Origin of the sequence: Vagococcus elongatus (assembly GCF_003987645.1) — a bacterium.
GTDB classification, from domain to species: Bacteria; Bacillota; Bacilli; order Lactobacillales; family Vagococcaceae; genus Vagococcus_A; species Vagococcus_A elongatus.
This window is the reverse complement of record NZ_NGKA01000013.1, coordinates 20160-44384: the sequence shown is the minus strand read 5'-3', so window position 1 is coordinate 44384 and position 24225 is coordinate 20160. Positions and strand designations below refer to the sequence as shown.

Genomic DNA, 24225 nt, shown 5'->3' with positions numbered 1-24225 from the left:
GCTACTCACCTCCATAAAGATACATCATTTGAGGTGTGTCGGGATTTTCAATTTGTTGCAGCAACTCTGTTTGAGTCGTTGCTTTCTTACTTTGAAAGATATCCTGCTTTGTAAAAACATTTAAAAATGGAAAATTTTTAGAAAAATAACCTGTGTTCAGTTCATATTCAAAAACCGTCGCATCTTTTAAGTCATGATCTTCTTGAAGTGCTGCCAAAGCCTCTTCTGGAAATCCGATAGCATCGACCAAACCATTTTCTAAAGCTTGCTTGCCATCATAAATCCGCCCGTCAGCAATTTCTCTGACTACTTTTTCATCCATCCCGCGACCTTCAGAAACAATGTTTACAAAGCGGTCATACGAATTGTTGATCATGGATTGGAGAACTTCATGGTCTTTATCTGTCCATTTACGTGTAGATGAGCCAACATCCTTCATCTCTCCGCTTTTTACGGTAGTGTCCTCGACTCCCAAGTCATCCAGCATCTCTGCAAAGTTCAATCCGGACATGATGACACCGATTGAACCGGTCATTGTTTCCTCAGTAGCAAAAATTTTATCCGCACTTGCAGAAACATAATATCCTCCGCTAGCCGCCATATTTTTCATTGACACATACAAAGGTAATTTACGGTCTGTCTGAATTTCTTTGATTAAACGAGCGATTTCCGCACTTTCATAGACACCGCCACCGGGTGAGTTCACTTCTAGAAACACAGCCGATACATTGTCATCATTGTAAATTTCATTCAGTGCTTGAATAAAGAAATCATGATCATAGGCTGCTTCGCTAAAAATACTGCCTGAGCTTTGAGAAGAAATCGTGCCGTCAATCGTCAGTTTTGCAATCTTTCTGCTACTTCCTTCTTGAAGCACATTTTCCACTAATCCATTTTGGGATAGCAATGATTCCAAGTTCTTATCTTTTTCGGTTTGGCGGCTAGGCAAGCTGATCGTAAAAATGACGATTGCTGCCGCAATAGCAATGGCCACCCATCTTTTAGTATTCATATTTTCTCTCCTTTTTAAATGACAAAGACTCAAGAATTATCTTGAGTCTTTGTTTTTCTATACATCTAACAAATCAAAAATTTCTATAGCAACAAAGTCAATGTCATCGAATTGGTAAATTTTCTGTGTGTCTGACTCAGTCAGTTCAAAGGTTCCAGTCGCTGCATCATAAGTGACCAAGCACTTTTCAACACCGTCTTTTTCAAATCGACGCACTTGCACGTCATTATCAGTAGCTTCAGTCATAGCATCCAATCGTTTAAGTATGGCAACTAATTTTGAATTTTTCATTGGGTCTGCCTCCTTTAGTTTCACTTCCTGTTACATTGTATCAAAAAGTGTTGACTGTTGCACCGATAATAAGAAATTTAATCTAAATTTCATCTTTTTCTGTACTTATTGGTTTTCCATCTGCCCACCACAATTTAATAAGCGACTGTGTCCCATCGTTTTCCCAGCCTTTATCAGCTAATTTTTGATACAATTCTTTCGCTTTTTCAGTGGCCGGCAGCAAGATTTTCATTTTTTCAGCTTCATCGAGAGCAATTTTCAAGTCTTTGACAAAATGTTTTACAAAAAAACCGGGACTATAATCTTCTTTTAAAATCCTTGGGGCGTAATTAGCTAACGACCAGTTTGCTGCACTTCCGCCACCCACAGTTTCAATGATTTTTTCCAACTCTAAACCAGCAGCATCAGCATAAACTAATAATTCGGTCATACCCGTCATGGTCCCTGCGATCATGATTTGATTCGCCATCTTGGCATGCTGCCCTTTTCCGGCAGTCCCTTGGTAATTGATTGTTTTTCCGAAAACTTCAAAAATCGGATATATTTTTTCATAAGCTGAGACACCTCCACCGGCCATGATGGTCAGCGTGCCATTTTTAGCTCCCAAATCCCCGCCTGAAACAGGTGCATCTAAACTATCAGCTCCCAGTTCCTTCGCAGAATGATAAATTTTCTCTGCTAACGTTGGTGTGCTAGTCGTCATATCCACCACTATTTTATTTTTAATCTCACCGCTGAAGATTCCTTGCTCTCCATAGTAAATTTCTTCCACGTCTGCAGGATAACCTACCATAGAAAAAATCACATCGCTTTGATCTACCACTTGCTTTGGTGTTTCCTGCCAAACTGCCCCTGCCTTTTGCAAGCCTTCAGTTTTAGCTTTCGTTCGATTATATACATTCACTGAAAAACCAGCCTTGAGCAGATGCTTGACAATCGCCGCTCCCATCACACCTGTTCCAATAAAACCTACTCTTTTAGTCACACTCACAGCCTCCCTAAATTTTTCTTTATTATATCACATCACATAAAAAAACAGACATCATTCACCGCAGTCTCACGTCCTGTCATGCAGAGAATCATATCTGTCCTTATTTTTCATCCTTTGGTCGTTTTAAGAAAAAACTTTTAGGTGCCATTATCTTCAATTGATGAGGCAAGCTGATGCTCGCTTTGATTTCAACCATCAACTGGTGATATTTTTTTGCTATGTCATAAAAATTCAGCACATTTTCAGCAAAACGTTCACTGGATATTTCTATTATTTTTGCTTCATACGTTTCCTGACGAAGGGGCAGTTGTTCACTACAAAAATGAATCAGCGCCTCCGGAAAATCTTGATCTTCTCTGAAAGTCCTTCCTAATTCATCCGAAGATAATAACTGCTTCAGATAATCGTTCTCTTTTGCTATGACTTTTGTGCCAGTAGCCAACGCTTCAATAAACGTCAGCCCTTGGGATTCAGAGGAAGAGGCTGAAACAAAAAAGTCCGCCGTCTGATAAAAATTCCTCACCTGATCATTAGGGACTTCCCCAATAAATTTAACCGCATGAGTCAACGATAGTCCTGCGACCAGCTCTTCCAAGGCAGCCTTGTAAGGCCCATTTCCTACGATCATCAATGTGACTCCGGGCATCTCTTCCAAAATTTTCGGCAGTCCTTTGATAATCCCTTGGATATTTTTCTCATAAGAAATCCGGCTTAAAGACAGCAACAGTATATCATCTTCAGTGATTTTTAATTGTTCCCTGATATTAGTTTCGGGCAGCTGGGCTTCTCTAGTATAAAACTTGCTGACTTCAATACCTGTCGGAATCACTCTCAAAGGAGCTCTGACACCGTACTCTTTCATTTTTTTCACGACGCGCTGACTCGGGCAGACGATGCCGCTCAATCCGCGGGAAAAAGCTAAGGTCGCCTGCTTCACATGGCTTGGTTTTATCAGCTTTCCTTTGGCAATGTAATGCAGGTATTCTTCATACATCGTGTGATACGTGTGCACCACCGGAATATTTAGTTTTTTTCCAATATATTTTCCTAACCAGCCCACACCAAATTCCGTATGTGTATGGATGATATCCAAATGATGATGTTTCACCCATTCGTAGGCATCTGCCATGCCACTGATCATGATACGGCGTTCTTTAAATGAAATGAACGGAATGCTGGGTAAACGAACAATCGTCGGGTCTTCATCCTTGGCTTGCGGGTCCGTCGTTGTAAAGACGATGACTTCATGACCCAACTTCTCAAGTTCAATTTTTAAAGTTTTGATAGAAGTCGCCACACCGCTCACTTGAGGAAAGTAAGTGTCTGTAAACAGGCCTATTCTCATGAATTTTCCTCCAAATCAACTCAATCCTAACATTGATGTGCTGTTTTAGAATTTTCTGATAATATTTTTTCATCCAACACTGATGTGTATATTTTTTTCAACTCTTCGCCAACCTTCTCTATACTTCTGTTTTCCACTACTTCGTAGGCGATGTTACTCAGATCAGGCTTTTGCTTCTCAATAATCTGCTGTAAGAGTTCTGCAAATTCTTCATTATTATTCCCCATATAACAATTGATATCTTTATCCAGCCACCCCTCATAGACAGGAATGTCACGTACCAGCAGATTTTGATGACTGGCAATTGCTTCCAATACTACTATTCCTTCTGTTTCCTCATACGAAGGGAAAAAGAATAAATCACTGCCAGAGTAGGCACCTTCGATGATTTCTCCTCTGATATATCCTGGAAACTCAACGTTTTCCGGGTGATCTTCCGTGACGATTTTGCGAATGTGGGAAGGAATGGACATCAGAGGCACATGGCCAAACCAGATAAAACGATACTCAGGGAATAATTTTGCAACTTCAATAAAATCGATAATTCCTTTTCGTTCAAAAAATAGACCGACACAAATAATAACTTTTTCTCCGTCTTTAATATTAAAATGATTGCGAAAGGCAGTCTCTTTTTCTTCACTTTTTTTGTACTTCTCTAAATCAATGCCATTGGAAACGGCTGATATAGGTACTGTAATGCCGTAGCTTTTTATAAGTTCCTTTGAATAATCAGTTGGTGTCACAATATGGTCAGCCTGTGAATATAAACTAATCAAATATTTCTTTACCAGCGGCGACAGTTGGTTGGATCCGATGAATGAATTCCTGAAATCTTCTTCCGTTGAATGGGCATGATAAACAATTTTTTTGCCTGCCTTTTTGGCCTTTTGGACCATGGCTCTGCTTTTCAGTCCGTAAGTATTGATATGTACAACATCATAATCCGTGCAACTGGCATCCATCGTATAGTTCACGCCTGACGCTGCCAATGCTTTCTTTTGATGTTCCAACGCCCGGCCGATACCCGATTTCCCCAGTGCCTTCTCCCCTTCAAAGTATAACAGTACTTTCATAACATTTCTCCCGTCCACCAAATATTTTTAATATTGAAACTATTTGGTTGTTAGTTCAACTATAGCATAAAAAAGCATTTCTAAAATCAAACTATAGTCTGAGAGTTGATTCATTAAAAATTATATCATATTCTTATACATTCTTACTATAAAGTCTCTATTGTGCCAAAGACCCATTAGCAATTATTACTTCGGGAAAAAACAAAGATTTTTAGATAACGTCCATATAATTTTGTGAAAGTCTACAAGAAAAAAACCATTGGCAACAGTCCCAAGTGAATTTTTTTTGACAAGAAAACTTACTTTTTATAAGAAGGATACATTGAGCCAAAAAACAGTTTAAGATGGAATTCTGAAAAAATCAGATTTAAGGTAATAAAGTAGACAATCTAGCAATAATAAAAACGTCTAAGAAAATACCTTAGACGAGAGTCATCACATCTTATCAAAAACGGTTATAAAATTATCGAAGCTGCTGTTATTTTTTATTGGAAACTTCTGAATTTGACAGATGTTAAGGGTAATGCGTCCTTCTCTAAGAACTGAATAAATTTTTCACCACCAAGACAAGAAAAAGGGCAAGAAAAATCAATATGTACGTCAATCTGTTTCATAATAAAACCTCCTTTAAATTTATATGCTTATTGTATAAGTACAATTTATTTTTATGAAGAAATATGATTTTAAAAATTATCAGTCGGTGCCAAAAAGCCTTAAATATCTTCGTATAAATACAAAGAAGCCAACTGGAATCAAAGTGGACTTATCCCCAATTGATATCTAAAGCACCAATGTCATTTTATGTCATGAATGATGAGTACAGATTGTAAAAAAGGCAGGACCAAAAGTGGTTTTTAAGGCTCGAATAAAGAAATCAAAAATCCCATAAAATCAGTGAGTTAAAGAATGATTTCATGGGATTTTCTCTATTTTAAAGCGTTGGACTCACCCTTGTATCTTAAGCACTAGAACCAGCATTTCAAATGTTAAACTAAAAGAGCACTAAAACGGTTCTTACCAGATGATTTTCCTATGACATTTTTGCAGAAAGAAAAACTTTACCACAAATTATTTTTTGTTATACTTTTGCGGGAGTAGTAATGGATATTCCTGTTGTTGTTGGAACAACAGCTCTTTGAAAGGGATTTTGAGTACATAATCAAAGCGGTTTTCTGTTTTTTCCCTATAACCTTTAGAACCACTCTCAAAGAGAGCATATAACTGATCATCGTGGATGGTTATTTGTTCTAGATAAGGCGGAAAGTCTATTTTATAAGTAGCCTTTTCCACATCAAAAACATTACCAGCCACCCTAATATCAAAAATATACAAGGAAGAATTTTTTTTGCCATAAGATTGAGAAATAATAACATAGTTATCATAAAGTGCGATTCCTTGCATTTTGGCGACGGAAAGCGTTTCTGCATTATAGTATAAATCATAGGAGGGATTATCGTTTGTTTGGGAAACTAGAGTTGAATCCAGTAGTTTTCCCTGCGAGTCCATCCCGTAAAGAGTTAATTTTCCTTCGGTCTTTTTTTTGAAATGACCAGCAATTAAGAAACCATTATAGGAGGTGATGACAGAACTTCTAGGAATATCATGTAGTCTCATATCCTGATCATAGCCAACTGGTTTTTTCACGATATCTAAATCATAGTTCAGCAAATGTTCCAGGCTGATGGCAGCGACTCCTTCGGTCGTGCTGACCCATAAATTATCAAAGTTGTCATCGAATGCTAGTCCACCAGCATGGGGATTACCGTGCATGACAACAGTATTAAGCAAATCATAGTTATAATGGTTCATTATATAGATAACGGAATTGTGCTCGTGATTATGACAGTAGGCGGAAATAAAAACATGGTCATCTGTTATTGCCAGTCCCTGAGGCGTCATAGCATCACAGGCAGTGATAGTATTTGAATCATCAAGTGTTTTGGTCTGATATAGGCCAGGAATCGGAATCATAGCATCAGAATTTTTCCAGCTTGAGCTATGATAAATTGTCGGATATCTTTTTAGGACTTTAAGCTGCTTTTTTTCAGATTGAATTCCTTTAAATGTTGTAGCAGGTGTTTTTTGAGCCTCATGCTCCGATAGGGGCATAACAAAAAGAGCGACACCAAAAAAGGCGGTTAAAGTCAGCACAAAAAGAAGCAGCAGCCATAGATTTCTTTTTTTCATAGGATTCTCCTGTCAGTGTTTCCCTGTAATAAATTGTATCATAAATGAACAGCAGAAAGATATGGCAACACATTTTTTTATAGAAACTTCCCAAATGTCAAGTATAAGTTAGCCGCTGCCTTTTAAACTAACATTAATTGAAAAAGCGAAAAATTCCCCAGATTGGCCAAGCTACTCCTGAGTCTCGCTATATTAACATTCTATTATTTCCCTTCTTCAACCAGACGAACTTTCTATTCCACCAATCTGATTGAAAAATTTAATGGGCAATTAAAAAAATACGAAAAAAATCCACCTAAGCAAATTGCTTAGGTAGATTTCTGATTTCATTCGTTATTTTACGTACTCATTCACTAGCGCAACAACTTCATCAGCAGTATCGCAATCATTGATTGCTTTGTCCGCTAATTCAGCCATTTTACTTGTGTCAAGACGTTTCATCAAGCTGCGGGTTTTCAAGATGCTTGTAGCACTCATCGAAAACTCATCTAAACCTAATCCCATCAACAATGGAACAGCCGTTTGATCCCCAGCCATCTCGCCACACATACCGGCCCACTTGCCTTCCGCATGTGCAGAATCAATGACGTGTTTCAATAGACGCAGAATTGATGGGTTGTATGGTTGATACAAATAAGAAACCCGTTCATTCATGCGGTCTGCAGCCATTGTATATTGAATAAGGTCGTTTGTTCCCACACTGAAAAAGTCAACTTCTTTAGCAAATTTATCAGCAATGACTGCCGCTGCTGGAATTTCGATCATAATACCCACTTGGATATCATCAGCCACTTTGACACCTTCGTCAATCAACTTAGCTTTTTCTTCTTCCAAAATTGCTTTAGCACTGCGAAACTCTACTAAAGTTGCTACCATAGGGAACATGATACGTAATTGACCGTAAACAGATGCTCTTAACAAAGCACGTAACTGTGTTCTGAAAATACCATCTTCGACTAATGAAATTCGTAGTGCCCGGTAACCCAGGAACGGATTCATTTCGTGAGGTAATGGCAGGTAAGGCAATTCTTTGTCCCCGCCGATATCCATCGTACGAACAACGACTGGTTTGCCGCTCATTCCTTCAAGCACAGCTTTATAGGCTTCAAACTGATCATCTTCAGTTGGAAGTTCAGAAGAATCCATATAAAGAAATTCTGTCCGGTATAAACCAATACCTTCAGCACCGTTGTTGTTGACACCTTCCAAATCTTTAGGTGTCCCGATGTTTGCAGCTAATTCCAAATGTTTGCCGTCAGCAGTTACTGTTGCTGCATCCTTCAATTTATCCCATTCAGCTTTTAACTTGGCAAAATCTTCGCCAACTTTTTTCACTTTAGCGATTTCATCTTCAGTAGGATGAACAAGCACTTCACCGGCGATGCCATCCACTGCAAGCATATCCCCGTCCTTCACGATCTTAGTGATCGATTTTGTCCCTACGACTGCAGGGATTTCCAGGGAACGAGCCATGATTGCCGAGTGAGAAGTTCTGCCGCCGATGTTAGTAACAAAAGCTTTAACATATCGACGATCCAGCTGAGCAGTATCGCTCGGTGTCAAGTCGTGTGCAATCACAACGACTTCTTCATTAATCATCGAAGGGTTAGGCAGTTTAACATTCAACAAATGACTCAATACGCGTTTAGTCACGTCTTTGATATCTGCTGCACGTTCTTGCATGTAAGGATTGTCCTCCATTGCTTCAAACAAGCCGATAAACATATCCGTCACTTCTTTTAATGCAGACTCTGCATTAACTTTATTATCTGTAATATTAGTTTCGATTGCACCTGTTAATTCAGGATCAGAAAGAACCATTAAATGGGCATCGAAGACTTGTGCTTCTGCCTCTCCAAGAGTTTCCGCAGCTTTGTCACGGATTTTCTGAATTTCTTCAGTGGACGTTGCCAAAGCCTGTTTCAAACGGGTGATTTCTCCCTCGGAGTCTTCTACTGTTTGCTTGGTAAAAGAAAGATCAGGTTCTATCAGTAAATACGCTTTTGCAATTGCAACGCCGTCACTAGCAGCAATTCCTTTTAGCATCTCTGACATTATTCTGATAGTCCTTCCTTCTTCATTGTATCTACAATTCCTGCCATAGCTTCTGCTTCGTCAGCTCCCTCAACAGAAATCGTCACGTCAGCTCCTTGACCAACACCTAGGGACATAACACCCATGATTGATTTCAGATTAACTGATTTACCTTTATACTCAAGATTGATATCTGAATTAAATTTGCTAGCAGTTTGTACTAGTAAAGTAGCTGGGCGAGCATGAATCCCTGTGTCTGCGATGATGTGAAAATCTTTTTTTTCCATAATTGATCCGTCTCCTTTAAATGAAGATATTTTTTTATTTTAGGGCTTATTTTTGAAAGCGAAAAACATCGTGCTGCCACGAAAAAAAAGCCCCCTCATCTGTTTAGATTACCATCTTTTGCGGTTACTTACAACTTTTTTATTTTTTAATTGATAGATTCACTGGTTTTTGATCATTTGATATCTAACTTCTCCGCCCAGCCTTGCTTCCCCCGCTATTTTTTTTCTTTCAGGGTGCGCCAGATAAACATCGCGAAAGCTCATAAACTCAGCTTTTGGTACGATTAATTCTGATATTTCCCCAGCAATCAGCTGATCAATCTTCAATTTGTATGGATTTTCACTCATCATCACTCATCCTATCTCGCCTAATATTTTTTCGGTTATTAAAAAGCCTATTTCTTGAAAGTTTACCATTTAATGATATAATACTATTAAAGGTCAGACAAGGTCAACACCTTGTTTGGCTATTCATTTTGAAGGATGTGAAAAAAGAATGCTTTGTCAAAACTGTAAGCAAAATGAAGCTACAATCCATTTTACTGTTTTTAATGGTCATGAGACTCAAAAAGTTTATCTTTGCCAAAATTGTTACCGCGAATTGAATGCCAAATATAAAGGAACAATGAATCCCAATATGTCTAAAGATCCTTATGGGTTCAGTTCTATCGAGGATTGGTACCGTGCATTGTCCCAACAAGGGCAAACACCTAACCAGTTCGGACAAACACCTCCTACTCAAAGCGGTCGCGGAGGCATGCCTCCTCAAGGGCCTGCTCAACAAGGGGGAGGAACGTTGCTTGAAGAATATGGTGTGAATTTGACTGAGGAAGCTAGACAAGGTCGAATCGATCCTGTCATCGGACGAGATAACGAAATTACTCGTGTCATCGAAATATTAAATAGAAGAACTAAAAATAATCCTGTGCTAATCGGGGAGGCCGGCGTCGGAAAAACCGCTGTAGTCGAAGGTCTGGCTCAAAAAATCGTTAGCGGTGAAGTCCCGCAAAAACTTCAGGATAAAGAAGTCATCCAGCTGGACGTTGTTTCCCTTGTTCAAGGAACAGGCATTCGAGGTCAATTTGAGGAACGGATGCAAAAGCTAATGTCAGAAGTCGAAGCCGACAAAAAAATCATCTTGTTTATTGATGAAGTCCATGAAATCGTTGGAGCCGGCAGTGCTGGTGACGGAAGTATGGATGCTGGAAACATCTTGAAGCCTGCGTTAGCTCGCGGAGAATTACAGATGGTCAGTGCCACGACTTTAAATGAATACCGCGTCATAGAAAAAGATGCTGCGTTAGAGCGTAGATTGCAGCCTGTTCAAGTCGATGAACCTACACAGGAAGAGACTCTTGCTATTTTGAAAGGTATCCAAAAACGTTACGAAGATTATCATCATGTAACCTATACAGATGAAGCTATCGAAAGTGCGGTCTCTTTATCCAGCCGTTATATTCAGGACAGATTCTTGCCAGATAAGGCCATTGATTTGCTTGATGAATCCGGCTCTAAGAAAAATCTGACCATTCAAACGGTGGACCCTGAATTGTTAGAAACTCGTTTAAAAAATGCGATTGAACAAAAAGAAATTGCCTCGAGAGAAGAAGATTACGAGAAGGCAGCTTACTATCGTGATCAGATAGCCACTTTAGAGAAGATGAAAGATAATCAAGTGCCCGATAAAGATATGCCTGTGGTCACTGAAAAAGATATGGAAACAATCGTCGAACAAAAAACCGGCATACCTGTCGGAGAGTTGAAAGCAAAAGAGCAAAATCAATTGAAATATTTGGCTGACGAATTGCAAAAGAAAGTCATCGGTCAAGATGAAGCGATTGACAGAGTGGCCAAAGCCATCCGACGTAACCGTATTGGATTGAATAAGAAAAACCGTCCAATCGGCTCATTCTTATTCGTTGGACCAACAGGGGTAGGTAAAACTGAATTGGCAAGACAACTGGCTTTTGAAATGTTCGGTTCCACCGAAGCCATGATCCGTTTAGATATGAGCGAATACATGGAAAAGCACAGCGTCTCCAAACTAATAGGCTCTCCTCCCGGATATGTAGGCTATGAAGAAGCGGGGCAATTGACCGAAAAGGTCCGCCGTTCTCCGTATAGTCTGGTCCTGCTTGATGAGATTGAAAAAGCTCACCCAGATGTTATGCACATGTTCCTGCAAATATTGGAAGATGGACGCTTAACAGATGCCCAAGGACGAACAGTCAGCTTCAAGGATACGTTAGTAATCATGACTAGTAATGCCGGAACAGGAACTTCTGAAGCTAATGTAGGATTCGGTGCTATTCGTGAAGGAACGACCCAATCAGTGCTTGGACAACTAAGCAATTACTTTAAGCCTGAATTCTTGAACCGTTTTGACGGTATCGTAGAATTTAAGCCGTTATCAAAAGAAAACTTGCTGAAAATCGTCGACTTGATGATAAATGAAGTCAATCAGATGTTGGAGGATCAAAAATTATATATTGATGTCCCAGCAAATGTAAAAGAAAAACTTGTCGATCTAGGCTACAATCCTGAGATGGGGGCCCGACCTCTACGTCGTGTCATTCAAGAACAACTGGAAGACAATTTGGCCAGTTTCTATCTTGATCATCCAGAGACAACGAATTTTGAAGCTTATCTCGATGAAAATGGAACGATTAAAGTTCATGCAAAGGTAGCGAAACAAATGGAAATCAAAGAGACTCAATCTTAAGATTGAGTCTCTTTTACTTTTAAAATAATAACAGTTTGATATGTCTGTTGCTAAAATAAAATGAATTTCCATTAAAAAAATAATTTTACGAAAATAAACATCGTTAAAAAGCAAAACTCTATTTAGATACACTGATACTTTCTGTTTCATTTTCTTAAAAAAAGAGGTACAATTAAGCTAATAAATTATCTTTTAAGGGAGGTAAGAAGATGAAGCTAATTGATGTCACCAACAGTTATCCACAACTCGTCACTAGTCAGCTTGAAAACACTGACAGTCACTTGGTGAGAGTTTATACTGTCGGAAAAACCAATGTAATATATAGTGAAGCACCCACCCATAATGAAATCGTCATCCAGAATAAAAATCGCAAAGTCAAAGACAGTGAAATTAATTTTGTTTTAGACAAATTGCTCCCGAAACACCAAGGTATCTCCAAGTTAAATCACATTCGAACGAATCATCTCGTTGAGATTTCTATTCCTGTAGGGGCTGCGAGCTGACTTGCTATCATTCAAAGACTGAATCCAGTGAAAACATGACAACTACTTGTTCTCTGAAAACAGCCGGCACACGTTTACCGTCTGCTTTGCGTGTTTTAGACAACAAATATTTTAGTTGCATGTCGTCGCTGTCATCAGTCTTGCTTTTTTTATTGGTTACTTCTTTCTTGTTTAATCCAAACAAGATTTTTTTATTTCTCAAAAAACACTTCTTGCACTGCATGGCTGACGGCAATCTTCACATGTTCGTAAGTCAATCCCCCCTGCACATACAAACGATAAGGCGGACGAATCGGCCCATCCGAAGTTAATTCCAAACTGCCACCTTGAATAAAGGTTCCCGCCGCCATAATCACATCATCTTCATACCCCGGCATGTACGCTGGGATCGGGGACACATGTGCGTCTACTGGGGAATACTTTTGAATGGCTTGGCAAAATTTCACCATCTTGTCTTGTTCTTCCAACTCGATCATTTGAATCAGATCTGTCCTGATATCTGCCCACTTTGGTGTGGAATGAATGTCGAACTCTTCCAGTAAGGCAGCAGTAAATATGGCTCCTTGAATCGCCTGACTGACTGCATGAGGGGCTAAGAAAAAGCCTTGAAACATCTCATGACCGCTATAAAGCATCGCGCCTGCTTCTTTTCCCACGCCGGGTGTGGTCAGCCGATAAGCACATTTTTGAATCAGCTCTTTGCGCCCAACAATATACCCTCCTGTTTTTGCAATGCCGCCCCCGGGATTTTTTATCAATGACCCGGCCATCAAATCAACACCTACCTCCGTAGGCTCGATAGTTTCTGCAAACTCCCCATAGCAATTATCCACAAAGGTGATTGCCTTTGGAAAATGTTTATTGACAAACGCCACCATCTCCCGGATTTCTTCCACAGTGAACGACGGACGCTGGTCGTATCCACGTGAGCGTTGGATAGCTACCACCTTCGTTTTCTCAGACACTGTTTTCAATACACCGTCAAAATCTACACTTCCGTCATCTTTTAATTTCACTTCGTTATAAGAAATATTATATTCCTTAAAGGAACCGATACCGTCTCCATTGATGCCAATGACTTCGAGCAAAGTATCATAAGGTGTTCCCGTAATGTAGACCAACTCATCGTCAGGACGCAAGACACCAAACAATGCCGTAGCAATCGCGTGGGTGCCTGAAATGATTTGGGGTCTCACAATCCCATCTTCTGCGCCGAACACTTCCGCATAAACAGCCTCTAAAACATCCCTGCCCATATCATCATAGCCATACCCTGTAGACATGGCGAAATGACTTTCAGAAACATGATGACGCCTGAATGCCGCCAGCACCTTCGCCTGATTAGTCAAAGCGATTTCCTGAATTTCTTTTCTTTTTCCTTCTATTTTTTTGTCCACCAATGATATTTTTTGACATAGTTCTTCATTTAAAAATTGATTCCAACTCATTTATTATCTCCGATCCATTTAGAATGTTTTGGTGCATAACCTTTGACCTGATACACTTCTTCGTCCTCATCAAACGTTCGGGAAGTGACTAAAGTGTGTTTGCCTAACTCGTGAATTTTTTTCCCGTCATCAGGCTCAAACGTTAACTGATAAGGTGAAAAAATTTTCTTCACTTCTTCGATAATCGCCTGCTCTAAAATTTTCTTGCCCTCCGGTTCATGAGCTGACAATTGACAATTAGGAAAAAGTGTCGGCGCAAATTCATGGGAAGCCACCAAATCCATTTTGTTATAGACTGTCAGCACCGGGATAGTTTCCATCTCCAAATCCTGCAGCAAGGACATCACTGTTTTTTCTTGCAAGTCCCGGTCCGGCGAACTGGCATCCACCACGTGAAGCAACAAGTCCATCACCCGGCTTTCTTCAAGGGTAGACTGAAAAGCCTCAATCAGCTGGGTCGGCAAGTCCTGAATAAACCCGACGGTATCAGTCAACGTGACCTCCATTGTCTGATTGATTTTCCAACGTTTAGTCAACGGGTCCAACGTAGCAAACAATTCATCCTGAGAATAGGCATCAGCATCCGTCAAACTATTTAAAATCGTTGATTTTCCGGCATTCGTATAGCCAATCAATCCAATCTGAAAGACTTGTGCCGATTGACGTTTTTGACGGCTGCGTTCCCGATGTGCCGTCACCTCTTTTAAATCACGTTTGATGCTGGTGATTTTCCGGCGAATATGGCGCCGGTCTGTTTCCAATTGTGTCTCCCCGGGGCCTCGCGTACCAATTCCGCCTCCCAACCGGGATAATTCCAGCCCTTTTCCAACTAGTCGCGGCAGCAAATAACTCAGCTGCGCCAACTCTACTTGTAATTGACCTTCTTTAGAGTGAGCCCGCATGGCAAAAATGTCCAAAATCAGCTGGACTCTGTCAATGACTCTTAAATCAAGTCTTTCTTGAATAGTAATCCCCTGTCTAGGCGTCAACTCCTGATTGAACACCACTAAATCAATTTCATGAGCATCAATCAATTGTTTCAATTCCGCCATCTTTCCTTGGCCGATAATCGTTTTCGAATCAACTCTAGGCCGTTTTTGAACAAGTTCAGCCACGACTTCTCCCTGGGCTGTCTCCACTAAATTTTTTAATTCATTCATCGATTCATGGAAGAACTCAAAATTTTCAGGAGTTTCAACACCAACTACTAAAACTCTTTCTCTCAACCCTCTTCCTCCTTTTGTTCAAGCCATTTTGCCAGTTCCTCTTCTAATTCAGAAATTTTTTCAGGTCTCTGGACTAAATCCCACCAAGAAACGTTCATCCTGTTTCTGAACCACGTCAGTTGTCGTTTAGCATAACGACGAGAATTTTGTTTCACTTGGGTCACAGCTTCCTCTAATGACATCTCACCAGAAAAATAAGGGAAAAATTCTTTATAGCCGATCCCCTGAGCCGATTGGGCATCTGGTGTCTCAAACACCATCCGTGCTTCGTCCTCCAGCCCCTCTTTCATCATCAAATCCACCCGGTGATTGATTCGTTCGTAGAGCAACTCTCTGTCCGTCGTCAAACCGATCAGCTTTACATCATATAGCGAGGCAGATAAATCGGTGATGTCTCCCTGTTGCTCTGTGATACTCTTTCCAGTTGTTTCCATGATTTCTATTCCCCGTATCACCCGCCTGAGATTATTAGGATGAATGGTATCTGCTGCCGCTGGATCTATCTGCCTTAGATGTTCCCAGACAAATGTTTTTCCCTTGGTTTCTGATATTTCCTCCCACTGCCGACGAATAGCCTGCTTTTCAATTGTGTTATCTTCACGTCCGCCTAAAGTAAAATCAAATAGCAAAGCTTGGATATACAATCCTGTTCCACCGACGATTATTGGAAGATGTCCCCGATTGCCAATTTCTTTGATGTGTTTTCGGGCTGATGTCTGGAAATCACCTGCTGAATAACGGTCCGTCATTTCAATCTCATCCAGCAAAAAATGTGGAATTCCCTGCTGCTCCTCTTTCGTTACCTTGGCTGTTCCGATATTCAGATTTTTGTAGACTTGCATAGAGTCCCCGCTAATAATCTCACCTTGGAATTTTTTCGCCAAGTTGATACTCAAATCCGTTTTACCAACAGCTGTCGGTCCAACGATTACAATAATTTTTTGTTTAGCCGCCATATTTATTTTGCCACTCTTTTCTTACCTCTAGTGCTTTTTGCGGGTAATCTGTGTGAATCGCTGTCAATTTTTTGTTAAAGCAGTCAATCATTTGCTCTTTTTTATTGACCGTCCATGGACGCAAATCTTTGGGAAAGTCAGACACATTTGGGGATTGCTTTTCAATCCACGTGTACTTTGGATGAAGACCGCTGATGATTGGGCTATACACTCCCAGCTGAATCAATTCTTCTTCAGCAAACATAATAAAGGCTCTCTGAGTATCTGGTGCAATGAGCGCCAGCTTCTCCAAAGACGGAAAGTGAAAGCTTGAATATAGGTAAGTAAAAGACCACTGGCGGCTTTCCATCCAATCATTTACTTTTTGTTCTATCCCTTCATACTGGATCACATCTGTTTTGATTTCGATATTCAATGTACCCCGGTATGCTTTTTCTTGCAGGAATGATGTCACCTCCGGCAAGGTGGGGATTTTCGTTCCGGCAAACTTTTCGGAAAACCAGCTTCCCCCGTCAAGCTCTTTTAGTTGCGCCAAAGTCAAGTCTGCTATCCGACCTTGGCCATCCGTTGTCCGGTCTACTTTTTCATCATGCATCACAATCAGCTGACCGTCTCGGGATAAATGAACGTCCAGTTCAATCCCTTCAGCCAAGCAATCGACTGCTTCTTCAAATGCAGGCAATGTATTTTCCGGATGGGTTCCCTTACTCCCCCGATGAGCAAAAACTTTAGTCTTTATTGTTGCCATTTCTATCCTCATCTCTTTGGGTCAGAATTATTTTCTAACCATTTTTGATATGCTTTAAAACGTCTGTCTACGGTTTTTTTGACTTCTTCATAATTAGATTCATTGTAAATGACCCCTTGATAAATTCTTTCAAAACCTTTGATATGTTCCAGCTGGGGCATGATGCCTTCATAATCTTCTAAATAATTTCCGTTTGCTCGGGAAAAGGTTTCTTTTTCCAAGTAGTATGCATTGGCAAATCTGGCACCTTCTGGCGTAAAGTCTTCTTCTAACAAGACACCATCAAAAAAGACAGTCAAAAGATCAAACGCCTCTATCTCGTTTTCTTTTACTTTTTTTTGAATGTCAGGATACTCCTCTTGCAATTCCGCTCCCGAAAATCCATTTTCTATCATCCATCGCAGAAAAAAGGCAATGTGTACCCCTCCCTGTTCATTTGCCAGCTCCCGCGGAAAATCCGGCACCTCATAATGCCACGCTGATTGATCGATTGTCATAACTAACTCCTTCTATGTACGTATCTTCTTTCAAATAGATATAAAAGGCCTATTTTTCCAGACCACCCTATCTATTATATGACGAAACAGCCAGAAATTCACCTAACTATTATTTTTTGTGCAAAGCTTATGCTGATACTGGATTTTATAAAGCAAATATTGGATAATGTAAGCATAGGAAAGGATGATGTCCGATGAAAAAATTTACTTCTGGGTTTTTAGCTGGAACAGTTTTTACTTTGGCAGCAGTTGCTGGGGTCGCCTTTGGTGTAAAAAAAGTAATTATTGAGCCTATCGAAGAAAAAGAAAACATGATTGAAGACAATCGTAGAAAAGCAATGCGTAAAAGCTACGCAAGATAATGAAACAAAAAACTCCTATTCCTTATTTTAAAGGATAGGAGTTTTTTGATTTAAGAATCACTTAATAAATGATTTAAGAGTTAATTTATTCTTATCGATTATAGTGGAGTTATAGAAATGGAGGCGGACAAACAGTGACAGAAATACTATCCGTTAGAAATCTTTCAAAGAAGTACCACCATCAGTCAGCTTTGACTAATATCAATTTAACCATCAGGCAGGGAGAGATCTATGGGTTGATTGGAAGAAATCAAGAGGACGACCTGATAGCTCTCCTGTAATATTTTTTCCAGCATCTCGCTAACTTCCAGATTATCTTCTACAATCAGTATTTTCTCCATCTCATCGACTCCTTTTTATATAACACCATCATATCAGATTTTATCCCCAAATATAAAAAACCCTCATGAAAATCATGAGGGATGAATGCGTTAGACCAGTTTAGTTTTTAGTTACATTTGTCGCTTGAGGTCCACGATCGCTGTCTTCGACATCAAAACTTACGGATTGACCTTCTTCCAAAGTTTTAAATCCGTCTCCTTCAATTGCTGAGAAATGTACGAAAACATCATCGCCTTCTTCTCGCTGAATGAATCCAAATCCCTTTTCTGCATTAAACCATTTTACTGTACCTTGTTCCATCTTGTGTTTCCTCCTTGTGTTCATACACACATATACTTGTAACTCGTTGCGGCCATCTTTAGAAGTGCTTTGTTTTAACTATACAACTAAAATATCCCCCACAAAATTACAATAACATCATACATGAAGACGCTAACAAATGCAACCAAGAACCCTATTGTTTTTAAACAATCCCCTCTTCCCGCAAACTTATGTAGGAGTCATGACCGACAATCAAGTGGTCTAATAATTCGATGCCGATCAATTCGCCGCATTCCACAATTCTCTTGGTAAAATCAATGTCGTTTTGAGACATTTTAGGATTTCCGGAAGGATGGTTATGCACTAGAATAAATCTCGCCGCAGCATATTTAACTGCACTTCGATAAATCTCTCTGGGGTGGGCAATGCTTTGGTTCAGAGAGCCGATGAACAAAACTTCTTTTTTGATCATTTCATTTTTAGTATTTAAATAAATGCCCACCAGATGTTCCTGCTGTAAATCTTTCAACTCGTCGATCATCATTTGTCCTAATGAGGAACTAGAAACCACCTGTCCCAGCTTGATTTGGTTTGCTTGGGCGATACGTGTTCCCAGCTCAAACATTGCTGCCAATTCAATCGATTTGACTTTTCCAATTCCGGATATGGCTTGAAGTTCTTCTAGACTGGCTTTTTTTAAATCATACAGGCTCTCAAAATGGTGCAGTACTTCCGATGCCAGCCGCATCACATTTTTTCCCTGAGATCCAGTACGCAAAACAATCGCTAATAACTCTTGTTCTGACAACGCACTGCCCCCGTATAATAACAAGCGTTCTCTTGGTAAGCTGGAGAGAGGCATTTCTCTGATTAGAGCAGTCCGTTCTTTTACCCTTTCCATAATTCCCCTTCTTTCACATCATTTCCCTATTAATATTCAAAAAAGGGGAGATATTTCATTAACTAATGGCTGCTTCCTATTCTTTAAGAAATAATCATTGGTAAAGTAATCTTTTCTAGACATCATGACATTTAGAATTTTTCGGTTACTCCGGCTACTTAGATGAAGACATCCGTATGACATAGGCATCAATAATAATTCGGCTGATAATTGACAGTGGAAGTCTTGAATGAACTTCATATTCTGGTATATACGTCTGCGAGCTTTTATGACCGATAAATAACGTATCGGAAAGTTGTGCTAGCCTACTGTGCTCATTTGTTGTCAGTGTAATGGTGTGAACTCCATTTTTTTGGCAATTTTTAGCAGCTACTACCAGTTCCTCAGTCTCTCCTCCGAGTGAAATAAAAATAACAATGTCTTCTTTTTTTATACTCTCGCTTCTAATTTTAATAATATTAGGATCATCGTGTAGTTCAGAGTATTTATCCAACAGTTGAAATTTAATAGACATCTCTTTAGCAATCCAAACAGAAAAACCTCTCGCAAAAATAAGTATTCTTTCAGCACTCTGAATCGTCTGGATAGTATCTTCAATAACATCACTATTTAAATTAGCAATCGTGTTTAACACTTCAATTTTATTTTTATTAATAGCTTTTTTTATTTCAGAATCTGCAATATCCATAGAAATCACCTCATCACGATTTGCAAATTTCAAGGTGTGTTTAAAGGCTGTATATCCTTCAAATCCCATTTTTTTCATCGTTCTGACGACTGTCGCAGTAGAAACATTAGCCAATTCGCTTAATGTAACAATGCTAAGTTTAGGAATATCGTTAAGATGATTATTGATATACTGCCACAAATAAGATTCAGAATCACTCAGATTAGTTGGTTTATTCACTTTAATCCCCTTTCCTATATTCAATGTGTAAATTTTTTCATGATTTCTCTTTTACTATATCGAAATCTGTAAACATTTACAATTACTAACATGTCATAATAAGAATGAAGGAGGTAAAATATGATATATACAGTAACAATGAATCCTGCCATTGATTTGTTTTGTCAAACAAAGAATTTGATACCTAAAGTTGTCAACCGGACTCTCAATGATGACATACAACCGAACGGTAAAGGAGTGAACATCTCATTCATATTAAATCTACTAGGAATTGAAAATGTCGCCCAAGGATTTAGCGCTGGCTTCACAGGAACATTTATACAAGAAGCTTTGACAGAAAGAAACATACAAGAAGATTTTGTTCGTGTGGATGGTGTAACAAGAATCAATGTGTTTATCAATGTTGAAAGTGAGAAAACTGAATATAAGGTGGTCAATCCTGGACCTTATGTTGATGAGCAGGCACAAGCAGAACTGCTAAAAAAAATAAAGCAAATCGAGGCAGGAGATATGCTATGTGTGTCAGGAAGTTTACCAAGAGGATGCCAGCCTGATATTCTAGTTGAGATATCAAAAATTTGCCACGCACAAGGAATTAAACTGGTGTTGGACTCGAGTTATCGTGAAGTGATTGACTGCTTGGCATATCAACCTTATTTATTAAAACCAAATGAAGAGGAATTAAGTGAATGGTTTGGGACTCCGTTATCCACAGAAGAGGAACTAATTCATTATGCCAAAAAATTAATCTCACAAGGGAGTCGTCAGGTACTTCTGTCACTTGGAGGAGAAGGGGCCATCTTTATGGACAACCAAATAATTTTAAGAGGTAATGCACCAAAAGGTAAGTTGGTTAATACCGCCGGCGCAGGGGACACACTCTTAGGCACATTTTTAGGTTGTCAGTTAAAAGGTCTTAGTAAAGAAGACAGCTTAAGACAAGCAATAGCAGCAGGAAGTTCAACTGCATTTCAGGAAGGCCTCACTGATTTTTCAGATACAGAAGATTTAGCCAAGCAAATAACAATAAAAAGAATGGGGGAATAAAAGAATGACAACGTATAAAATTTTAGCTGCCACAGGGTGTCCAACAGGTATCGCGCACACATACATGGCTGCAGAGGCACTAGAACAAGCTGCTAAGAAAAAAAACATCTCAATAAAGGTAGAAACTCATGGACAAGTAGGTATTGAAAATGAGTTTACAGAAGAAGAAATTCGTAATGCCGAAGTTATCATTATTGCCGCTGACAAGGATGTACAAAGTGAACGTTTTGCTGGCAAGCGCGTGATAGAAGTATCCGTTGGAAAAGGTATTAAAGAACCTGATTTATTGATCGAACAAGCTTTAGAAGGAAAAGGTATCATCAGAAAAGGCACTGCAAGCCAAACTGCTGGTAGCAGTACAGAAACAAGAGACGGCACTGGTATCGGCCACGCAATATATAAGCATTTGATGAACGGCGTTTCCCATATGTTGCCGTTTGTCGTGGGCGGTGGGGTACTGATAGCAATCTCCTTCTTGTGGGGAATATACTCAGCTGAACCAGACCACGTACAATACAATGCGTTTGCAGCAATGCTTAAAACCATTGGAGGAGCTTCAATGGGGATGATGGTGCCTGTATTGTCAGCTTATATCGCAGAAAGTATTGCCAAACGACCTGGATTAGTCATCGGATTTGTTGGTGGATTGGTTGCGAATAACGGCGGAACAGGTTTTCTAGGAGGTATTATTTCAGGATTCTTAGCTGGTTATTTAATTGTGCTATTATCTAAATTATTCAAAAATCTTCCAAAATCTCTTGATGGATTAAAAGTGATTTTTCTTTATCCCGTAATCGGTGTTTTTGTCATAGGAGTCGTCATGACTCTCCTATCCGAACCAATGTCAGGTGTCAATGAATGGATGATGGATTTCCTTGCTGGTTTTGAAAATTCCAATCCTTTGATTTTAGGTATCATTGTAGGATGTATGAGCGCCTTCGACATGGGAGGACCCGTAAACAAGGCTGCCTATGTAACAGGAACATTATTGTTGGCACAAGGAAACACCACCTTTATGGCGGGAGTTTCTGCAGCATGTATTGCACCTCCTTTGATGACAACTGTTGCTGTTCTTTTATTTAAAGACTCTTATTCAAAAGAGGATCGTAATGCCGGTTTAGTCAACTTTATTCTTGGATCAACACATATTACCGAAGGTGCTATTCCGTTTGCCGCAAAAAGTCCTTTGAAAAATATTCCAATAATGATGGTAGGCTCTTCAGTTGCAGCAGTTTTAACATACTTCTTTAAAGTACAAGTGCCAGCTCCTCATGGAGGTTTTTTAGTACTGCCGGTAGTCACTCACCCTTTAATGTGGATACTTGCAATTTTGATAGGCTCAATTATTGGCGGAGTACTTCTAGGGATTGTACAAAAAAGCAGCCAAAAGAAAGAACAAATATAGAAAGGAGAATAACTCTTGATCAGTCAAAATCATATTTTCCTAAATCAACAATGTAAATCACAACATGAGATGTTTGATTTCTTAGCAAATGCCATCGTTTCTCTTGGATACGGGAAAAATGCAAGGCAAATTAAAAAGGCATTGATTCAAAGAGAAAAAGAAAGTACAACCGGAATGATGGATGGATTCGCTATTCCTCACGCCAAATCAGCTGCCATATCGTCCCCGGCAGTTATCGTTGTTAAAAACAATATACCATTAGAGTGGCAGTCAATGGACGGAGAAAAAATCCATGTCGTTATTGGTCTCTTCATACCAGAAGATGAAGCGGGGACAACCCATTTGCAAATGTTATCAAAGATTTCCAGAATGTTGATGAATGAAGAGAAAAAACAATTAATTAAAGAAGCACATAATGAAGAGGAAATACTTTCAGTCATTCAAGAAAGTATTACAAATTAGGAGAATGAGATGAATAGCATAAAGAATAATAAAATGGAAAAGTTGACTGATGATAATGGAGTCATTGCTGCTATAGCCATTGATCAGCGTGGAGCACTGAGAAAGATGTTCGCACGAGAAAATTACAACGGCGATATCGACAAAGCAGCAAAGCAGTTCAAAGCACTTGTTTCAGAAGAACTGACGCCCTATGCTTCTTCAATACTGCTAGATCCAGAATATGGTTTGGAAGCAGCCACCGTCCGCTCCGAGAACGCAGGTTTGCTAATCGCTTATGAGCAGACAGGATACGATGCATCTGAACCAGGGCGTTTTCCCGATTTGCTTCACGAATGGTCCGTTCGACGCATAAAAGATTTTGGGGCAGATGCAGTAAAATTTCTGCTTTATTACGATGTAACAGAAGACGATGCTGTAAATGATCGAAAGCAGGCCTTCGTAGAAAGAATCGGTTCAGAATGTGTAGCAGAAAAAATGCCGTTCTATCTGGAACTTCTTTCTTATGATGCCTCTATTGATGACAACAGCAGTAAAGAGTTTGCTAAGATCAAACCTGATAAAGTCATTCAGATGATGCAAGAATTTTCAAAACCACAATATCATGTGGATGTTTTAAAAGTTGAAGTACCAGTTAACATGAATTATATAGAAGGATTTGCGAACGATGTAGAGGATACTATTTTTTCAAAAGAAGAAGCCCAATCTTATTTTAAAAAACAGAGTGAAGCCACACACCTTCCGTTCATCTTTTTAAGTGCTGGTGTGAGCTCTGAATTATTTCAAAAAACTCTCTACTTTGCACATGAAGCAGGTTCAACATTTAATGGTGTGTTATGCGGTCGTGCAACTTGGCAAGACGCTGTACCTATATTCATCAATGAGGGAGAAATAGCTACGAGAAATTGGTTAAGAGATCAAGGACGCAAAAATATGGAACAGTTGAATGCTGTGCTTGATAAAACAGCTGTGCCTTGTAAGTAAATTATTAATAATATTAGTCACTAAAACAAAATCCATTAGTGCGAAGTACATGATACTGACAAAAAAGTTCATATCATGTGCTTTTTTATGTTTGTAACACTTTACAAACATCTCCCTTAACTCATGAGCAATAATTAATATCAGACAAAATAATTCCTTGACAGTTTAAAACGACTTTTAAATTAAACTGATCAATATCTCATATCATAGGGAAGACAACTTATGAAAAACTATTTG

General features: G+C 39.4%; 27 protein-coding genes and 2 pseudogenes. 9 read left to right on the top strand and 20 right to left on the bottom strand.

The window, feature by feature from the left end; translation table 11 throughout:
• Nucleotide 1: 1 nt before the first annotated feature.
• From sppA to CBF29_RS09115, 7 genes are all read right to left on the bottom strand, one after another.
• The gene (gene sppA, locus CBF29_RS09140; RefSeq protein ID WP_126809425.1) at nucleotides 2-1012 is read right to left on the bottom strand and encodes a signal peptide peptidase SppA; all 1011 of its coding nucleotides are present in this window, start codon (nucleotides 1010-1012) and stop codon (nucleotides 2-4) included.
• Nucleotides 1013-1069: 57 nt separating this feature from the next.
• On the bottom strand, nucleotides 1070-1303 hold the full coding sequence (locus CBF29_RS09135) for a YkuJ family protein (RefSeq protein ID WP_126809424.1): 234 nt from the start codon (nucleotides 1301-1303) through the stop codon (nucleotides 1070-1072).
• Nucleotides 1304-1385: 82 nt separating this feature from the next.
• The gene (locus CBF29_RS09130; RefSeq protein WP_281272917.1) at nucleotides 1386-2288 is read right to left on the bottom strand and encodes an NAD(P)-dependent oxidoreductase; all 903 of its coding nucleotides are present in this window, start codon (nucleotides 2286-2288) and stop codon (nucleotides 1386-1388) included.
• A 106-nt stretch (nucleotides 2289-2394) separates the two neighbouring features.
• A complete protein-coding gene (locus CBF29_RS09125) occupies nucleotides 2395-3639 on the bottom strand; it encodes a glycosyltransferase family 4 protein (protein ID WP_126809423.1) in 1245 nt (414 codons plus the stop codon).
• 26 nt (nucleotides 3640-3665) lie between these two features.
• Nucleotides 3666-4712: an LTA glycolipid anchor biosynthesis glycosyltransferase, IagA/BgsA family gene (locus CBF29_RS09120; protein WP_126809422.1), complete on the bottom strand. Its 1047-nt coding sequence runs from the start codon at nucleotides 4710-4712 to the stop codon at nucleotides 3666-3668.
• 485 nt (nucleotides 4713-5197) lie between these two features.
• Nucleotides 5198-5326, bottom strand: a complete 129-nt coding sequence (locus CBF29_RS14135; RefSeq protein ID WP_281272916.1) for a hypothetical protein — start codon at nucleotides 5324-5326, stop codon at nucleotides 5198-5200.
• A 454-nt stretch (nucleotides 5327-5780) separates the two neighbouring features.
• Nucleotides 5781-6899, bottom strand: a complete 1119-nt coding sequence (locus tag CBF29_RS09115) for a hypothetical protein (RefSeq protein WP_126809421.1) — start codon at nucleotides 6897-6899, stop codon at nucleotides 5781-5783.
• Nucleotides 6900-7055: 156 nt separating this feature from the next.
• Between CBF29_RS09115 and CBF29_RS09110 the strand changes: the two are divergent.
• Nucleotides 7056-7187 (top strand): annotated as a pseudogene (locus CBF29_RS09110) (transposase); the annotation flags it as partial.
• 45 nt (nucleotides 7188-7232) lie between these two features.
• On the opposite strand, the gene ptsP reads toward CBF29_RS09110, so the two are convergent.
• The 3 genes from ptsP to CBF29_RS09095 form a co-directional block, all read right to left on the bottom strand.
• Nucleotides 7233-8954 carry a phosphoenolpyruvate--protein phosphotransferase gene (gene ptsP, locus CBF29_RS09105; protein ID WP_126809419.1) on the bottom strand — a complete coding sequence of 574 codons (1722 nt, stop codon included), beginning with the start codon at nucleotides 8952-8954 and terminating at the stop codon, nucleotides 7233-7235.
• Nucleotides 8954-9220, bottom strand: a complete 267-nt coding sequence (locus tag CBF29_RS09100; protein ID WP_126809418.1) for a phosphocarrier protein HPr — start codon at nucleotides 9218-9220, stop codon at nucleotides 8954-8956. The genes ptsP and CBF29_RS09100 overlap by 1 nt, the downstream gene beginning before the upstream one ends.
• A gap of 159 nt (nucleotides 9221-9379) precedes the next feature.
• Nucleotides 9380-9568: a hypothetical protein gene (locus tag CBF29_RS09095; protein ID WP_126809417.1), complete on the bottom strand. Its 189-nt coding sequence runs from the start codon at nucleotides 9566-9568 to the stop codon at nucleotides 9380-9382.
• 148 nt (nucleotides 9569-9716) lie between these two features.
• Between CBF29_RS09095 and CBF29_RS09090 the strand changes: the two genes are divergently transcribed.
• Together CBF29_RS09090 and CBF29_RS09085 are read left to right on the top strand one after the other, a co-directional pair.
• The gene (locus CBF29_RS09090; RefSeq protein WP_126809416.1) at nucleotides 9717-11942 is read left to right on the top strand and encodes an ATP-dependent Clp protease ATP-binding subunit; all 2226 of its coding nucleotides are present in this window, start codon (nucleotides 9717-9719) and stop codon (nucleotides 11940-11942) included.
• A 209-nt stretch (nucleotides 11943-12151) separates the two neighbouring features.
• Complete coding sequence (locus CBF29_RS09085) at nucleotides 12152-12445, top strand: DUF1827 family protein (protein WP_126809415.1); 294 nt, start codon at nucleotides 12152-12154, stop codon at nucleotides 12443-12445.
• Nucleotides 12446-12452: 7 nt separating this feature from the next.
• Here the strand turns inward: CBF29_RS09085 and CBF29_RS09080 are convergent, their stop codons facing one another.
• From CBF29_RS09080 to CBF29_RS09055, 6 genes are read right to left on the bottom strand one after another with little or no spacing between them, the layout of a single operon-like run.
• Entirely contained in the window at nucleotides 12453-12647 is a 195-nt protein-coding gene (locus CBF29_RS09080) for a hypothetical protein (protein ID WP_126809414.1), read from the bottom strand.
• Nucleotides 12637-13893, bottom strand: a complete 1257-nt coding sequence (locus CBF29_RS09075; protein WP_126809413.1) for a methionine gamma-lyase family protein — start codon at nucleotides 13891-13893, stop codon at nucleotides 12637-12639. Before CBF29_RS09075 ends, CBF29_RS09080 begins: the two co-directional genes overlap by 11 nt.
• Nucleotides 13890-15119, bottom strand: a complete 1230-nt coding sequence (hflX, locus tag CBF29_RS09070) for a GTPase HflX (protein ID WP_126809412.1) — start codon at nucleotides 15117-15119, stop codon at nucleotides 13890-13892. Before hflX ends, CBF29_RS09075 begins: the two co-directional genes overlap by 4 nt.
• Nucleotides 15116-16075, bottom strand: coding sequence for a tRNA (adenosine(37)-N6)-dimethylallyltransferase MiaA (miaA, locus tag CBF29_RS09065; RefSeq protein WP_126809411.1), 960 nt, complete (start codon nucleotides 16073-16075; stop codon nucleotides 15116-15118). The genes hflX and miaA overlap by 4 nt, the downstream gene beginning before the upstream one ends.
• Nucleotides 16065-16823, bottom strand: coding sequence for a glycerophosphodiester phosphodiesterase (locus tag CBF29_RS09060; protein WP_126809410.1), 759 nt, complete (start codon nucleotides 16821-16823; stop codon nucleotides 16065-16067). Before CBF29_RS09060 ends, miaA begins: the two co-directional genes overlap by 11 nt.
• An 8-nt stretch (nucleotides 16824-16831) precedes the next feature.
• Nucleotides 16832-17320, bottom strand: a complete 489-nt coding sequence (locus CBF29_RS09055) for a DUF7832 domain-containing protein (RefSeq protein ID WP_126809409.1) — start codon at nucleotides 17318-17320, stop codon at nucleotides 16832-16834.
• Between the two features lie 194 nt (nucleotides 17321-17514).
• Between CBF29_RS09055 and CBF29_RS09050 the strand changes: the two genes are divergently transcribed.
• Nucleotides 17515-17682 carry a DUF3042 family protein gene (locus CBF29_RS09050; protein ID WP_126809408.1) on the top strand — a complete coding sequence of 56 codons (168 nt, stop codon included), beginning with the start codon at nucleotides 17515-17517 and terminating at the stop codon, nucleotides 17680-17682.
• Between the two features lie 134 nt (nucleotides 17683-17816).
• Nucleotides 17817-17933, top strand: a pseudogene (locus tag CBF29_RS14270) (ABC transporter ATP-binding protein); the annotation flags it as partial.
• Here the strand turns inward: CBF29_RS14270 and CBF29_RS09045 are convergent.
• From CBF29_RS09045 to CBF29_RS09030, 4 genes are all read right to left on the bottom strand, one after another.
• Nucleotides 17889-18023 carry a response regulator transcription factor gene (locus CBF29_RS09045; protein ID WP_126809407.1) on the bottom strand — a complete coding sequence of 45 codons (135 nt, stop codon included), beginning with the start codon at nucleotides 18021-18023 and terminating at the stop codon, nucleotides 17889-17891. The pseudogene CBF29_RS14270 and the gene CBF29_RS09045 overlap by 45 nt on opposite strands.
• A gap of 100 nt (nucleotides 18024-18123) precedes the next feature.
• Complete coding sequence (locus CBF29_RS09040; RefSeq protein WP_126809406.1) at nucleotides 18124-18324, bottom strand: cold-shock protein; 201 nt, start codon at nucleotides 18322-18324, stop codon at nucleotides 18124-18126.
• A 163-nt stretch (nucleotides 18325-18487) separates the two neighbouring features.
• Nucleotides 18488-19186 carry a RadC family protein gene (gene radC / locus CBF29_RS09035; protein WP_126809405.1) on the bottom strand — a complete coding sequence of 233 codons (699 nt, stop codon included), beginning with the start codon at nucleotides 19184-19186 and terminating at the stop codon, nucleotides 18488-18490.
• Nucleotides 19187-19340: 154 nt separating this feature from the next.
• Nucleotides 19341-20093, bottom strand: coding sequence for a MurR/RpiR family transcriptional regulator (locus tag CBF29_RS09030; protein WP_126809404.1), 753 nt, complete (start codon nucleotides 20091-20093; stop codon nucleotides 19341-19343).
• A gap of 120 nt (nucleotides 20094-20213) precedes the next feature.
• On the opposite strand from CBF29_RS09030, the gene pfkB reads away from it, so the two are divergent.
• Genes pfkB through lacD form a run of 4 tightly spaced genes read left to right on the top strand, consistent with a single transcriptional unit; the run spans nucleotide 20214 to nucleotide 23988 of the window.
• Nucleotides 20214-21140, top strand: a complete 927-nt coding sequence (pfkB, locus tag CBF29_RS09025; protein WP_126809403.1) for a 1-phosphofructokinase — start codon at nucleotides 20214-20216, stop codon at nucleotides 21138-21140.
• A 4-nt stretch (nucleotides 21141-21144) separates the two neighbouring features.
• A complete protein-coding gene (locus CBF29_RS09020; protein WP_126809402.1) occupies nucleotides 21145-22545 on the top strand; it encodes a PTS fructose transporter subunit IIC in 1401 nt (466 codons plus the stop codon).
• Nucleotides 22546-22560: 15 nt separating this feature from the next.
• Nucleotides 22561-23007: a PTS sugar transporter subunit IIA gene (locus CBF29_RS09015; protein WP_126809401.1), complete on the top strand. Its 447-nt coding sequence runs from the start codon at nucleotides 22561-22563 to the stop codon at nucleotides 23005-23007.
• A 9-nt stretch (nucleotides 23008-23016) separates the two neighbouring features.
• Nucleotides 23017-23988, top strand: a complete 972-nt coding sequence (lacD, locus tag CBF29_RS09010; RefSeq protein ID WP_126809400.1) for a tagatose-bisphosphate aldolase — start codon at nucleotides 23017-23019, stop codon at nucleotides 23986-23988.
• Nucleotides 23989-24225: the final 237 nt, after the last annotated feature.

Bases quoted from the DNA above. Each gene is read 5' to 3' on its own strand.
- lacD (WP_126809400.1), top strand. From the start codon at position 23,017: ATGAATAGCATAAAGAATAATAAAATGGAAAAGTTGACTGATGATAAT.
- CBF29_RS09100 (WP_126809418.1), bottom strand. From the start codon at position 9,220: ATGGAAAAAAAAGATTTTCACATCATCGCAGACACAGGGATTCATGCT.
- pfkB (WP_126809403.1), top strand. From the start codon at position 20,214: ATGATATATACAGTAACAATGAATCCTGCCATTGATTTGTTTTGTCAA.
- CBF29_RS09060 (WP_126809410.1), bottom strand. From the start codon at position 16,823: ATGGCAACAATAAAGACTAAAGTTTTTGCTCATCGGGGGAGTAAGGGA.
- radC (WP_126809405.1), bottom strand. From the start codon at position 19,186: ATGGAAAGGGTAAAAGAACGGACTGCTCTAATCAGAGAAATGCCTCTC.
- CBF29_RS09085 (WP_126809415.1), top strand. From the start codon at position 12,152: ATGAAGCTAATTGATGTCACCAACAGTTATCCACAACTCGTCACTAGT.
- CBF29_RS14135 (WP_281272916.1), bottom strand. From the start codon at position 5,326: ATGAAACAGATTGACGTACATATTGATTTTTCTTGCCCTTTTTCTTGT.
- CBF29_RS09020 (WP_126809402.1), top strand. From the start codon at position 21,145: ATGACAACGTATAAAATTTTAGCTGCCACAGGGTGTCCAACAGGTATC.
- sppA (WP_126809425.1), bottom strand. From the start codon at position 1,012: ATGAATACTAAAAGATGGGTGGCCATTGCTATTGCGGCAGCAATCGTC.
- CBF29_RS09135 (WP_126809424.1), bottom strand. From the start codon at position 1,303: ATGAAAAATTCAAAATTAGTTGCCATACTTAAACGATTGGATGCTATG.
- ptsP (WP_126809419.1), bottom strand. From the start codon at position 8,954: ATGTCAGAGATGCTAAAAGGAATTGCTGCTAGTGACGGCGTTGCAATT.
- CBF29_RS09075 (WP_126809413.1), bottom strand. From the start codon at position 13,893: ATGAGTTGGAATCAATTTTTAAATGAAGAACTATGTCAAAAAATATCA.
- CBF29_RS09095 (WP_126809417.1), bottom strand. From the start codon at position 9,568: ATGAGTGAAAATCCATACAAATTGAAGATTGATCAGCTGATTGCTGGG.
- CBF29_RS09125 (WP_126809423.1), bottom strand. From the start codon at position 3,639: ATGAGAATAGGCCTGTTTACAGACACTTACTTTCCTCAAGTGAGCGGT.
- CBF29_RS09045 (WP_126809407.1), bottom strand. From the start codon at position 18,023: ATGGAGAAAATACTGATTGTAGAAGATAATCTGGAAGTTAGCGAGATG.
- miaA (WP_126809411.1), bottom strand. From the start codon at position 16,075: ATGGCGGCTAAACAAAAAATTATTGTAATCGTTGGACCGACAGCTGTT.
- CBF29_RS09115 (WP_126809421.1), bottom strand. From the start codon at position 6,899: ATGAAAAAAAGAAATCTATGGCTGCTGCTTCTTTTTGTGCTGACTTTA.
- CBF29_RS09040 (WP_126809406.1), bottom strand. From the start codon at position 18,324: ATGGAACAAGGTACAGTAAAATGGTTTAATGCAGAAAAGGGATTTGGA.
- CBF29_RS09055 (WP_126809409.1), bottom strand. From the start codon at position 17,320: ATGACAATCGATCAATCAGCGTGGCATTATGAGGTGCCGGATTTTCCG.
- CBF29_RS09050 (WP_126809408.1), top strand. From the start codon at position 17,515: ATGAAAAAATTTACTTCTGGGTTTTTAGCTGGAACAGTTTTTACTTTG.
- CBF29_RS09090 (WP_126809416.1), top strand. From the start codon at position 9,717: ATGCTTTGTCAAAACTGTAAGCAAAATGAAGCTACAATCCATTTTACT.
- CBF29_RS09120 (WP_126809422.1), bottom strand. From the start codon at position 4,712: ATGAAAGTACTGTTATACTTTGAAGGGGAGAAGGCACTGGGGAAATCG.